This is a genomic window from Streptomyces sp. NPDC007991, assembly GCF_042958445.1.
Taxonomy (GTDB): domain Bacteria; phylum Actinomycetota; class Actinomycetes; order Streptomycetales; family Streptomycetaceae; genus Streptomyces.
This window is the reverse complement of record NZ_JBIBJD010000006.1, coordinates 107331-120546: the sequence shown is the minus strand read 5'-3', so window position 1 is coordinate 120546 and position 13216 is coordinate 107331. Positions and strand designations below refer to the sequence as shown.

The window sequence follows — 13216 nt, the reverse complement described above, 5'->3', positions numbered from 1 at the left end:
GTCGTAAAATGACCGAACGACACGCCAGCCGTCGCATCGTGCTGAGGAACGACATCCCGGACGCGCAGATCTGGGACTTCGCCGAGCGGCAAGGTTGGTCCTACCTGGGGCATGTGCCGAGGGATCCCGAGCGAGGCGTGTTCTATGAAGCCCGGTGGGAGACGAGCCAGGGGAACACCGTCCATTTCATCATCGATGAGTTTGCCGACTCCCTTTACATGGTGGCTCAGCACCAGAGCGAGGCAGAAGCCGATCGCATCGCAGACACCATCCAGGACTCGTTGCCTTCCTACTCCGTTCCACAGCTCGCGGAAGAGTTCGACATCAACATGTATCCGGCTGGGTGGGCGGCCTGGCTGCTGCGATTGGGCGTGGGCGCGCCCAAACGCCCTGACGACACGGTCACCTCCAGGATCCGGGACTCGATCGGGCACAAGAAGCCTGCCGTGCGCCGGGCTGCCGTGTGGGCCATCCGCTACACCGCCTGGCCGGAGCTCAAGAGCTATCTCGAGCACATGCGGAGCGACGAGCAGGATCCAGCCGTCCTGGCAGAAATCGAAGAGGCCATCAGGGTGTTCAACGAGGTAGGCGATTCCCAATGACCCGCTACGCAGACATCCCCAAACCCATCCGCTCCGGAATAGTCCTCCTGGACCCCGACCGCGGCACCCCCCAACGCATCATCGTCCTCCAGTTCAACCCCGACACCCTGGAACGCAGCCTCTCGCCGCAGTCGGCAGGAGGCAGTGGGGATTCCGGCGGAGGAGGCAGCGGGAACGGGGACAGAAACGAGGCCCTCCGCCTCAAGGGCCCCGCTCAGGAGACCTGGAAGTTCACCGCGGAGATCGACGCCACCGACCAGTTCGAGATCGCCGCGCCCGACGGTATCCACCCCCAGCTCGCCGTGCTCGAAATGCTCGTGCAGCCGACCTCCGCGCAGCTCAGGGAAGCGAGCCGGCTGTCGAAGAAGGGGACCATCGAGATCAGCCCGATCGAGATGCCGCTGACCCTGTTCACCTGGGGCAGTAAGCGTGTCATGCCCGTGCGGCTGACGGAGCTGTCCATCAACGAGTCCGCCTTCGACGTGAACCTCAATCCGATCCGGGCCTCCCTGAGCATCGGCCTGAAGGTGCTGACCGTCAGTGATCTGCCGCTCGGCCACCCCGGCGCAGAGCTGTACTACGCGCACCTCGCACAGAAGGAACGCCTCGCCGGCGCGGCACGGACCGCGGGGCTCGGATCGCTCGGGCTCAGGCCCGGTGACATCACGGTGGGAAGGGGCTGAGTACCGGACATGGCCGGCATCGAACCGTACGAGAGCGCGCTCGACGCGATACCGGGGGCACACCCGTACCCGCGCACCAGCCGTTATCACGACGCCGAGATCGGGGTGCACCGGCAGCCCGACGGAAGGGAAGTGCGTTACACCAAGCGCCGGTTGCTCCCGCCCGTCGACGAGAGCGAGGACACGCAGGTGCATACCGTGCGTACCGGTGAGCGTCCCGATCTCCTCGCCCAGCGCTACTTCGGCGACCCCGGCCAGTGGTGGCAGATCGCCGACGCCAACCCCGTGCTGGACCCGCGTGAGCTGACCGCCGAACCGGGCAGCGAGGTCGACATCCCGCTCGCCGGGCACTTCCCGCGAGGAGAGAGGCGTGGCTGAACTGCCCGTGGGCCGCGGGCCCGTTCACATCACGCTGCACATGGGACCGCAGTTGGTGCGTCCCGTCCCCGCCGAGGTGACCGAGGCCCTGCTGTCCGCCCAGATCACCGCCACCGCCGGGGAACGCAGCGGCTTCCAGCTGGCCTTCGACCTCACCAAGAACGGCCTCATCAACCGCACCCTGCTGCCCGAGGGCTTCTTCGACCCGAAGACGCGTCTCGTCGTCACCGTCACCGTCCGTGGCACGCCCGAGGTGCTGTTCGACGGGCTGATCGTCCGCCAGGAGGTCGGGGCCAGCAACCAGCCGGGCCACTCCACCCTCACCGTCACCGGAGAGGACCTGGCCCTCGTCATGGACCTGGAGGAGCGCACGGACCGGTATCCCAACATGCCGCCCTCACAGCGGGTCCTCACCCTCCTGCGCCGCTACTCCGACTACGGCATCCGGCCCGACGTGTACACCGAGAAGGTCACCCAGCCCCCGCACCAGGACCTCCGCGTCCACTACCAGACGGGCACCGACCTCCAGTACATCAACGAGCTCGCCCGGGCCAACGGTTACACCTTCTACCTGGAACCCGGACCGGCCCCCGGACAGTCCAGCGCACGCTGGGGGCCCGAGGTCCGCCTGGGCATCCGCCAGCACGCCCTCAACGTCAACATGGACGCCCACTCCACCGTCGACCAGCTGACCTTCGCCTACGACGGGACGGCGCGGGAGGAGCCGCAGGCCCGCTGGCAGGACCCGGGGACCCGGCAGTCGACCCTGCTGCCGCAACCGCCGATCAGCCCGCTGCGGCCGCCGCTGGGCAAGCGGCCCACCCCCGCCCTGAAACGCAAGACGCTCTCCGGCACCGCCAAACAGCAGCGTGAGCAGGCCGAGGCCGAACTGCTCGCCCGGGCCGCCGTGTCCGCCGACGTCATCTCCGGCTCCGGCTCCCTCGATGTGAACCGGCACGGCTACATCCTCCAGCCGCGCCAACTGGTCGGCGTGCGCGGCTCGGGCCGTACGTACGACGGCGACTACTACGTCAAGTCCGTCACGCACACCCTGCGCCCGGGCTCCTTCCGGCAGAACTTCACGCTCTCCCGAGAGGGACTCGAAGCACGCAGCGCCTACGTCAGGCCCTGATCCACCCAGAACCGATCATCACGACCAGGAGCAGTTCACATGGCGGCACCCGGCAATCGCTACCTCGGCAAGTTCCGCGGACGAGTCGTGGACAACGACGATCCGCTGCACATCGGCCGCATCACCGTCGAGGTCCCGGACGTCCTGGGCGACGAGCCGTCGACCTGGGCGCTGCCCTGTCTGCCGTTCACGGGCCCGCAGGCCGGGCAGTTCACGGTGCCGTCGCCCGGGGCCGGCGTGTGGGTCGAGTTCGAGCAGGGCGACCCCAGCTTCCCGGTGTGGACGGGGTGCTGGTACGGGGCGCAGGCCGAGCTGCCGCCCGACGCCCGCCGGCTCGTCCAGCCCGCGTCCCAGGCCAAGCCCGTCGTGGTCCAGACACCCGAGGCGCACAAGATCGTGATGAGCGATCCGCCCGGCACCGACCAGGGGATCCTGCTCCAGGCGCAGGGCGGGGCGTACATCCGCATCACCAAGGAAGCCATCGTCATCTCCAACGGACTGGGCGCGGAAATCACCCTGCGCGGCGACCAGGTCGACGTGAACGAGGGCCAGTTGACCGTCGCGTCCAAGCGATAGGAACGGGGGAACGAAGAACGTGTCCGGAACATCCGGGAGTCTGCTGGACGCCGCCGCCGTGATCGGCTGCCCGCACGGCGGGCGCGTCACGGCGGCCACCCCGCCGGCCGGCGGCGTACGCGTCGCGGGCGCCGCCGTCGCCACCACCGCGCACCACTACGTGGTCACCGGCTGCCCGCACACCGTCGACCGGGTGCCCATGCCGTGCGTCACGGTCCGCTGGACCGCGGGCGGCAGCGGCATCACCGTCGACGGCGCGCCCGTGCTGCTCGACATCTCCGCCGCCCAGTGCTTCACCGCGGCCTTCGTCCCGCAGGGACCGCCCGTCGTCCAGGGCACGCAGCGAAAGGTCACCGTCCGATGAGTCCCACGAGCCGCGGGATGCGCCCCCGCAGCGACATCGCCTTCCCGTTCCGCGCGGACCGCCGTGGCCGCACCGCGCACGCCACCCACGGCGAGCACGTCCACGACCTGATCGAGCAGTTGCTGTTCACCAGCCCCGGCGAGCGCGTGATGCGCCCCGACTTCGGCTGCGGGCTCCTCGACCTGGTGTTCACGCCCAACAGCCCCGAACTGATCAGCACGCTCGAACTCTCCGTACAGGCCTCGCTCCAGAGCTGGCTCGGCGACCTCATCGACGTCGAGGCCCTCGACGTCGTCAGCGAGGACCACGTGGTGTGCGTGTACCTGTCGTACGCCCTGCGCGCCACCGGCACCCGGCACGAGGACGTCTTCGAAGGGAGGGCCGCATGACCACCGGCACCGCGTCCCGCCGAGCCCGTGTACGGGCCGCCCAGCTCAACGGCGTCGATACGGTCGAGGCGGGCGACGACGGCCTGCTGCTCACCGTCACCTTCCTCGGCAAGGCCCCGCACGGCCTCGGCGCCGAGAACGTCCGCATCGACGGCGGCCGGCGCATCACCGGCATCGCCGCCGTCGACGTCAGCGTCGAACGCGAGGAGGACCCCGAGCTCGACGACCGGCTCTACGTCACCCTCGACAAGGCCGGCGACACCTCCCGCTACCGGCTCTCCCTCGTCGAGACCGACCCGTACGGACGGCCCGGAACCGAGCCGTACCGCGGCTTCGACCAGCGCTACCACAGCGCCACGTTCTCCTTCCGGCCCGACTGCCCCACTCCCTTCGACTGCAAGGACCAGGAGCAGCCGGAGCCGGACTTCCCCGCCGCGCCCGTCATCGACTACACGGCCCGCGACTACGACACCATCCGCAAGCTGCTCCTGGACCGGCTCGCGCTCACCACCCCCGACTGGGTGGAGCGCAACCCCGCCGACCTGGGCACGACCCTCGTCGAACTCCTCGCGTACACCGGCGACCAGATCAGCTACCAGCAGGACGCCGTCGCCACCGAGGCCTACCTCGACACCGCCCGCCGCCGCGTCTCCGTACGCCGCCACGTGAAGCTCATCGACTACGCGATGCACGACGGCTGCAACGCCCGCGCCTACGTCACCGTCCGCACCGCCGACGACCGGACGCTCGCCCCGGGCACCTTCCGCTTCGCCTCCGTCGACGTGCGCAGCCTCGACCCGCACGATCGCCCGGAGCCGGGCACCGTCATCGACGAGAGCGAGCTCGGCGACCTCGACGAGCGGGGCTCGGTGGAGGTGTTCGAACCGGTCGTCGCCACCGACCCGCTGGAGCTGCGGGTCGCGCACAACGCGATCCGGCTGTGGACGTGGGGCGGCGAGGAGTGCACCCTCCCGAAGGGCGCCACCGCCGCCACCCTGCGGGACGCCTGGGTCGACCCGGAGACCTGCCGCGAGCGCCGGCTCGACCTGAAGCCCGGCGACGTCATCGTCCTGGAGGAGGTGAAGGGCCCGCGCACCGGCACCCCCGGCGACGCCGACCCCGCCCACCGCCAGGCCGTCCGCCTCACCTCCGTCACCCCCGGCCTCGACCGGATCGAGGACCAGCCGGTCCTGGAGGTCACCTGGGCCGCCGAGGACGCGCTGCGCTTCCCGCTCTGCCTGACCACCCGAGGCGGACGCGACTGCCTGCCCGTCGAGGACGTCACCCTCGCCCGCGGCAACGTCGTCCTCGTCGACCACGGCCGGACCCTGACCGGGCTCCCCGAGACGGTCACCGTGCCGCCCGTGCCCGCCGTGACCGCCCCCTGCGACCCTCCCGCCTTCGGCTGCCACGACACCGAGGAGGGCAACGCGCCCGCGCGGCTGATCAACGCCCTGACGGAACGGACCCAGTCGGGCCGGGCGCTCGTCCCCGACGACGTCCGCGAACTCTTCGAAGTCGTCGGGGAGCGCGCCACCGCACGCGCCGGCCTCGGCCTGGAGAGCGCCGGGCAGCGGCACGAACAGGTCGTGCCCGGCACGGCGTACGCCCAGACCGCCGCGCTGCGCACCCTGCTCGCCCAGTCCGTCTACCCGGGCATCGCGCCCCGCTTCCGCCCCGTCCTCGGCCGCAGGCCCGTCACCCAGGCGGTGCCCTTCCCCGCCCCCCGCACCGTCGCCGCCGGCCAGGCCGAGCGGATCGCGGCCATCCCCGGCCGGATCCGGCAGCGCCTCGTCGAGCTGTGGCGCAGCGCCCGCGACCGGGACGGGCTCGGCGAGCAGGAGATCGCCGAACTCGCCGTGGTCTACGGCCTGAACGTGCTGGAACGCTACGAACTGCGCCGCCACCCGGTCCGCGCCCTGCGTGAACTGCTGTTCCGCAGCGACCAATTGCTCGACACCAAGCTGCGCCGCGTCGAGGTCCTCGCCGCCCGGGCCCGCGCGGGCACGGTCCTCGACGGGCACATCGCCTGGGAGATCGCGCACAGCTGGGGCCCGGCCTACGCGGCCGGCCTCCACCCCGAGGAGACGGTGCTGCGCGGCTCGGCCACCGCCGCCCTCGCCCAGGACCCGCGCCGGGCACTGCCCGCCGTACGCGTCCACGGCGACGACGAGACCTGGGAGCCACGCCGCGACCTGCTCGGCAGCGGCCCGCGCGAGCGGCACTTCGTGGGCGAACTGGAGGACGACGGCCGCCTGGCCCTGCGCTTCGGCGACGGCCGGCACGGCGCGAAGCCCCCGCCCGGTTCCCGTCTGGCACTGCGCTACCGGCTCGGCGGCGGCACCGCCGGCAACGTCGGCGCCGAGGCCATCAACCACCTCGTCGTGCACAGCGGTTGCGAAGCGCCGGCCGTCGCCGTGCGCAACCCACTGCCCGCGGCCGGCGGCACCCAGCCCGAACCCGTCGAGCAGGTACGCCAGCTGGCCCCGCTCGACCTGCGCCGCACCCGGCTGCGCGCCGTCACCGCCGAGGACTACGCGGCACTCGCGGGTGAACTGCCGGACGTGCAGCGGGCGGCGGCCGAACTCCGCTGGACGGGCAGCGTCCAGGAGGCGCACATCGCGATCGACGCGTACGGCACCGCGGCCCCGGCACCGGAGCTGCTCGACTCGGTCGCCCAGGCACTTGAGACGTACCGGCGCATCGGACACGACCTCGTCGTGGGCCCCGCCCGCCTGGTGCCGCTCGACATCGCGCTGACCGTGTGCGCCCGGCCGGGCCACCAGCACGGGCAGATCCTGGCCGAGCTGTACCGCGTCCTGGGCAGCGGACGGCTGCCGGGCGGACGGCTCGGCTTCTTCCACCCCGACGCGCTCACCTTCGGCGAACCGGTCCGGCTCAGCCGCCTGGTCGCCGTCGCCGCGGCCGTGCCCGGAGTGGAGAGCGTCGAGGTCACCCGGCTGCGGCGGCTGCACGGACAGGACCGCGGAGAGAGGGAGGACGGCGTGCTGCGGCTCGGCCCGCTGGAGATCGCCACCTGCGACAACGACCCGGACCGGCCGGAGAACGGCCTGCTGGCGATATCCCTGGGAGGTGCCCGATGACGGACTCGCACCCGGTCACCGCGACCGGCGGGTGCGGCTGCGGCGGCGCCTGCCGCGGCGGTCACGACGAGCGCCTCGCGCCGGCCCCGCTGCACAACCCGCCCGGCCGCACCGCGCTGGACTACCGCGTCGGCGAGTACGGCTCCTTCCTGGCCGCCCTGCTCGACCGGCTCGCCTCACCCGCCTACCCCGCGCTGAACCGGCTCACCGTCCGCACCCCGGACGATCCGGCGATCGGCCTGCTCGACGCCACCGCCGTCCTCGGCGACCTGCTCACCTTCCACTCCGAGCGCATCGCCGACGAGGCCTATATCCGCACCGCGAACGAGCACCGCTCCCTGGTGCTGCTGGGCCGGCTCGTCGGACACCGGCCGCGCCCCGGCGTCGCCGCCGCCACGCACCTGGCGTACACCCTCGAACGCGACCCGCGCGCCGAGGCCCAGAACGTGCTGATCCCGCGCGGGGCCCGCAGCCACAGCGTGCCCGCGTCCGCCGGCGAGGAGTCGCTGACCTTCGAGACCAGCCGCGACCTGACGGCCCGCTGGGACTTCAACGAACTGAAGGTCCGCCGCCGCCGTCCCTCGCTCCTCACCCCGCAGGACCTGGAGAAGCGCTCCGCGCTGTTCGTCGAGGGCACCGCGCATTCCCTGCGGACCGGTGACCAGTTGCTGTTCGTCTTCGGGGAAGGCGCCGGCGGGGAGCGCAAGCTGGTGCCGGTGGCGGACACGCGTGTCGACCGGGACGACGACGTCACGGCGATCTCCCTGCCGCAGTCGGCGCCGCCGAGCCTGAAGGAACTCGTCGACGAGGTGCGGCGCTGGACGGCGCTTCCGGCGCAGCCGGGAGAGCCGGGGGAGGAGCCGCCGACCCCGGAGGTGCCCAACCCTCGGCCGGTCAGCCGCCTGATCGAGGACTTCGAGGACCAGGTCCTGGAGCCCTTGCGGGACGACTTGGACGGTGTGAAGACGCCCGAGCGGCTCGCGGCGCGTCTCGCTGAGCCCCTCGCCCGGCTCGGTGAGGCGCAGGTGCTCGCCGAGCCGTATGAGGACGTGGCGCAGTGGTTCGAGCGGTTGGAGGCGGTGCTGGCGGAACTCGCCGAGCGCGCACTGGAGTTGGCGCCCGCTCAGACGGTGGACGAGGGTGCCGCCACCGGCCGTCGGCCGTCTGCGGCGCCGTCTGGCCCGGTCGCGCAGTTCCCCGCGCCCCTGGGGGGCGACTCGCACGCCGCCGCTCTGGAAGCCCTGGAAGCCGTACTGCCTGCCCTGCGCGCCACCGCCCCCCGGGGCGCCACCACCGCCCGTCAGTTCCCGGGTACCGACACCGCCCGGCTCCTCTCCGCCCTCAACCCCGGCCTCGGCAGCCTCTACCCGGCCTGGCGTACGGCCGCCGCACCCGGCGTCCCGCGGCTTCTGCGTGAACTGCTCGCCCTGCGTGTCACCGCGGCCCCCTTCGGCGCCACGGCCCCGCTCAAGCCGGTCCAGGACGATCGCGGCAGGGTCATCCGCACCGCCGACTGGCCGCTGACCGGAGCGGTGCTGGCGACCATGCGGGTCGTGTACGACACAGCGGGCAAGGCTCCGGTCCGGGCCGAGTTCCAGTACGTCGAGGGCAGCAGCTCCGACCAGCGCGCCGAGAACCTGCCCGTCACCCAGCCGGTCACCTTCACGCTCGGCCCCGGCCAGGTCGAGCTGTCGGTGCGTTCCGGCCAGGACCGCGACCTGAGCTGGCTGAACCGGCGGCCCGCCGACTCCCAGGAACCCGGCGTCACCGCCCGCCTCCACTCCGGCCTGCCCGAGCGCACCCTGTTCGTGTCCCGGCCCGACGACGAGGGCCTGATCCACGTCGGCGTCCACAACGGCACGTCCGAGCAGATCGCCCTGAGGCCGGGCGCCAGTGAGCAGTTCACGCACGGCGAGCACGAGGTCAGCCTCAAGTACACGGTGGGCAGTGCCGAACCCAACGTCGAGATCGTCATCGCCACCAAGCCCGAGCCCGTCAACCGCCGCACGCTCCAGCTGGACATCGTGCACGAGGGCATCACCGTCGGCAGCTGGGTCGCGATCCAGCGGCCCGCCAAGGGGGCCGGCAACGGCGTCCCCGGCGATCGGAAGCTGGCGTTCGTCACCACCCAGGTGGTAGCCGTGCGTACCGCCGCGTACACCAACTACGGCATCACCGGCCGCGGCACCGAACTCACCCTCGCCGACCCCTGGCTGGACGAGTTCGACGTGCTCCTGTCGCACATCCGCGACACCACCGTGCACGCGGCGGGCGAGCCCCTGCGCCTCGCCGACGAACCGCTCGGCGAGGACGTGCACGGCAACGAGATCGAACTCGCCGAGCTGTACGACGGGCTGCGCCCCGGCCGCACCCTCATCGTCGAGGGCGAACGCAGCGACATCCCCGGCACGGCCGGGGTCCGGGCCACCGAAATCGTCACGATCGCCGCCGCCGACCCCGCAGCGGACCCCCGGCTCCCCGGCGACCAGGTCCACACCCGGCTCACCCTCACCGCCGACCTCGCCCACCGCTACCGCCGTGAGACGGTCCGTATCCTCGGCAACGTCGTCGAGGCCACCCACGGAGAGAGCCGCGAGGAGGCCATCGGCAGCGGCGACTCGGACCGCGTCAACCAGACCTTCGCGCTCTGGCAGTCCCCGCTGACCTGGCTCGCCGACGACAACCCCCTCGGCGCCACGGCGGTGCTGGAGATCAGGGTCGACGGTGTGCTGTGGCACGAGGTCGACAGCCTCGCCGGACGCGGCCCGACCGAGCGGGTCTACATCACCGGCTCCACCGCCGACGGACGCACCACGGTGACCTTCGGCGACGGCGTGCACGGCGCCCGGCTGCCCTCCGGCCACGAGAACGTCCGCGCCCGCTACCGCTTCGGCACCGGCAGGGCAGCGAACGTCCCGGCGGACCGCGTCACCCAGCCGCTCACCCGGCCCCTCGGCGTCACCGCGGTCACCAACCCCCGCCCCGCGACCGGCGGCGCGGACGCCGACGGCCCGGCCCTGACCCGCCGTACGGTCCCGCTCGCCGTCTCGGCTCTGGACCGGCTGGTCTCCGAGTCCGACTACGAGGACTTCGCCCGCTCCCGGGCCGGCATCGGCCGGGCCGCCGCGCGTGAACTCTTCGACGGGCGGCGGCGCGTGCTGCACGTGACGGTCGCCGGCACCGACGACGTGCCCATCGCACCCGACTCGGACACCCTGCGCGCCCTGCGCGGCGCCCTCACCGAGTACGGCGACGCGAACCTCCCGGTCCGTGTCGACGGCCGGGAACTGGTCCTGCTGCTGATCGCCGCCAAGGTGAAGGTCGCCGCCGACCACGCCTGGCAGATCGTCGAGCCCCGCCTGCGGCAGGCCCTGCTGCACCGGCTCGGTTTCGAGGGCCGGGAGCTGGGCCGCCCCGCCCGCCTCTCCGAGGTCCTGGCCACCGCCCACACCGTGCCCGGCGTCGACTACATGGACGTCGACGTCTTCACCGGTGTGCCCGCCTCCGCCACCCCGGCCGAACTCACCGAGCTGCTCACCCGGCCCGGCCCGCCGAAGGCGACCGTCCGGGCGCACCCGGCGACGTACGACGAGAAGACCCACACCGTCCGCGCCGACGACGGCGAGACGCTGTCGGAGATCTGCGCCCGCTACGGCATCCCCCTCGCCGAACTGCTGCGCCTCAACCCCGACATCACCGACACCCGGCGCCTGCCCAAGGGCCGGTCGGTGTACGTCTTCCGCGGCATCCGCCCGGCCCAGCTCGCGCTGCTGTCGCCCCGGGCCGCGGACACCCTGATCCTGACGGAGGTCAAGTGATGTCCCCGGACACCCAGTCGGAGACGCCGGCCCGTGGCGTGCCCAGGGAGCCGGACGGGCTCGCCGAACTGCTGCCCCGCTGGCACCTGCTGCGCGACGCCGAGGAGGGCGAGCCGCTGCGCGCCCTGCTCGCGGTGATCGCCGAGCAGCTCGACCGCGTCCGCGACGGCGTCCAGCAGGGCTACGAGGACCTGTTCGTGGAGACGGCGGCCCCCTGGGTGCTGCCGTACCTCGGCGACCTGGTCGGTTACCGCACCCTGCCCGGCTACGAGCGCGTCCTGACCACCGGTCTGCACGACGGCGGCCGGGCGGCCCTGGCCGAGGCGGTCGCCCCGCGCCGGGACGTCGCCGCCACGGTCGCGAACCGCCGCCGCAAGGGCACCCTGCACCTGCTGGAGGAGCTGTCCGAGCACGTGGCGGGCCTGCCCGCGCGGGCCGTCGAGCTGTCCCGGCAGGTCGCCCACACCCAGCCGGTGAAGCTGTACACCACCGGCACCGGCACGCACCGCGGCGCGCACGGCCGGCTGGCCGACCTGCGCGACGGCGCCGAACTCGCCCTCGGCGGCGGCCCGTTCGCGAACAGCGCCCGTACGGTCGACGTGCGCCGCGCCGCCTCACGGCACCGGCAGGGCGGCTGGAGCCCGGCCGGCGTCGCGCTCTTCGTGTGGCGGCTGAAGGCCTACGCGCTGACCCGGACCCCGGCCTACTGCATCGACCGGGCCCGCAACCTCTACACCTTCTCGATCCTCGGCAACGACACCCCGCTGGTCACCAAGCCGTTCCCGGAGCCCTCGCCGGCGCACATCGCCACCGTCGACAACGTGCCGGCGTTCGTCACCCGCCGTCTCCTGCACGACCGGCTGCTCGACTACTACGGCCCCGGCAAGAGCTTCGTGATCCGCCTCGACGGCGAGGACAACCCCGTACCGCCCTCGGACATCGTGGTCGCCGACCTGTCCGACTGGCGCTACCGGCCCAGGCGCGGCCAGGTGGCCGTCGACCCCGAGCTGGGCCGGATCGCGTTCGGCTCGCGCTCCGCGCCCCGGCAGGGCGTGTGGGTGGACTACCACTACGCGTCCGCCGCCGGCATGGGCGGCGGCGAGTACGAACGCGACCGCGAACCCCGTCCCGACGCCGAGGTGTACCGCGTCGGACCCGGACAGCCCCACCGGCAGATCATGGACGCCTACCGGGCCTGGCAGCACGACCGCCGCGCCGACCGCACCGGCCCCGCCGGCATCATCGAGATCACGCACAGCGGCGCCTACCAGGAGCAGCTCGACTTCGACCTCGACCCGGGCGACCGGCTCGAACTGCGCGCCGCCGAGGGCACCCGCCCGGTCATCCGCCTGCTCGACTGGTACAGCAACCGCCCCGACGCCCTCAACATCCGCGCGGTGTCCGACGACTGCGCCCCGCACGAGCGGCCGCGGGTCGTCCTCGACGGGCTGCTCGTCGCCGGGCGCGGCATCAACGTGGCGGGGGCGGTGGGCGCCGTCGTCGTACGGCACAGCACGCTCGTGCCCGGCTGGTCCCTGGAGCCCGAGTGCGAGCCGCACTCGCCCGAGGAGCCGAGCATCGTCCTGGACCGCACCACCGCCTGCCTCCAGATCGAGCACAGCATCCTCGGCACCATCGAGGTCATCGGCGACGAGGTGAGCGAGGACCCCCTCGACATCCACATCCGGGACAGCATCCTCGACGCCACCGCCGACGACCGCGAGGCCCTGTCCGCCCCGGACTGCCGCCACGCCCACGCCGTGCTGCACCTGCACCGCACGACCGTCATCGGCGAGATCCACACGCACGCGGTGCGGATCGCCGAGAACAGCGTCTTCACGGGCCGGCTCCACGTCGCCCGGCGCGGCATCGGCTGCCTGCGTCATTCCTACGTCCCCACCGGCTCGCGCACCCCGCGCCGCCACCGTTGCCAGCCCGAACAGGCCCCGGACATCAGGCCGTTGTTCACCTCCCAGCGCTACGGCACGCCCTGGTACGGGCTGCTCGCCGACCGGTGCCCCGAGGAGATCCGGCGCGGCGCGGACGACGGCGCCGAGATGGGTGCCTTCCACGACCTGTACCGGCCGCAGCGCGAGGACGGCCTGCGGGCCCGGCTCGCCGAGTACACGCCCGCGGGCACCGACGCCGGGATCTTCTTCGTGACGTGAGC

General features: G+C 72.7%; 10 protein-coding genes. All 10 read left to right on the top strand.

Annotation, left to right across the window (positions count from 1 at the left end):
- Positions 1 to 8 precede the first annotated feature (8 nt).
- From ACFZDA_RS18265 to ACFZDA_RS18220, 10 genes are read left to right on the top strand one after another with little or no spacing between them, the layout of a single operon-like run.
- On the top strand, positions 9 to 602 hold the full coding sequence (locus ACFZDA_RS18265; RefSeq protein WP_391082064.1) for a HEAT repeat domain-containing protein: 594 nt from the start codon (positions 9 to 11) through the stop codon (positions 600 to 602).
- A complete protein-coding gene (locus tag ACFZDA_RS18260) occupies positions 599 to 1285 on the top strand; it encodes a hypothetical protein (protein WP_086564669.1) in 687 nt (228 codons plus the stop codon). Before ACFZDA_RS18265 ends, ACFZDA_RS18260 begins: the two co-directional genes overlap by 4 nt.
- Positions 1286 to 1294: 9 nt before the next feature.
- Positions 1295 to 1663 carry a hypothetical protein gene (locus ACFZDA_RS18255; RefSeq protein ID WP_391082061.1) on the top strand — a complete coding sequence of 123 codons (369 nt, stop codon included), beginning with the start codon at positions 1295 to 1297 and terminating at the stop codon, positions 1661 to 1663.
- Complete coding sequence (locus ACFZDA_RS18250; RefSeq protein WP_086564671.1) at positions 1656 to 2795, top strand: hypothetical protein; 1140 nt, start codon at positions 1656 to 1658, stop codon at positions 2793 to 2795. Before ACFZDA_RS18255 ends, ACFZDA_RS18250 begins: the two co-directional genes overlap by 8 nt.
- A gap of 39 nt (positions 2796 to 2834) precedes the next feature.
- The gene (locus ACFZDA_RS18245; protein WP_391082058.1) at positions 2835 to 3371 is read left to right on the top strand and encodes a phage baseplate assembly protein V; all 537 of its coding nucleotides are present in this window, start codon (positions 2835 to 2837) and stop codon (positions 3369 to 3371) included.
- Between the two features lie 19 nt (positions 3372 to 3390).
- Complete coding sequence (locus ACFZDA_RS18240; protein ID WP_391082055.1) at positions 3391 to 3735, top strand: hypothetical protein; 345 nt, start codon at positions 3391 to 3393, stop codon at positions 3733 to 3735.
- Entirely contained in the window at positions 3732 to 4124 is a 393-nt protein-coding gene (locus tag ACFZDA_RS18235) for a GPW/gp25 family protein (RefSeq protein WP_391082052.1), read from the top strand. The genes ACFZDA_RS18240 and ACFZDA_RS18235 overlap by 4 nt, the downstream gene beginning before the upstream one ends.
- Positions 4121 to 7228 carry a putative baseplate assembly protein gene (locus ACFZDA_RS18230; RefSeq protein ID WP_391082049.1) on the top strand — a complete coding sequence of 1036 codons (3108 nt, stop codon included), beginning with the start codon at positions 4121 to 4123 and terminating at the stop codon, positions 7226 to 7228. Before ACFZDA_RS18235 ends, ACFZDA_RS18230 begins: the two co-directional genes overlap by 4 nt.
- Entirely contained in the window at positions 7225 to 11046 is a 3822-nt protein-coding gene (locus ACFZDA_RS18225) for a putative baseplate assembly protein (RefSeq protein ID WP_391082046.1), read from the top strand. The genes ACFZDA_RS18230 and ACFZDA_RS18225 overlap by 4 nt, the downstream gene beginning before the upstream one ends.
- On the top strand, positions 11046 to 13214 hold the full coding sequence (locus ACFZDA_RS18220) for a hypothetical protein (protein ID WP_391082043.1): 2169 nt from the start codon (positions 11046 to 11048) through the stop codon (positions 13212 to 13214). The genes ACFZDA_RS18225 and ACFZDA_RS18220 overlap by 1 nt, the downstream gene beginning before the upstream one ends.
- The last annotated feature ends 2 nt before the right edge of the window (positions 13215 to 13216 follow it).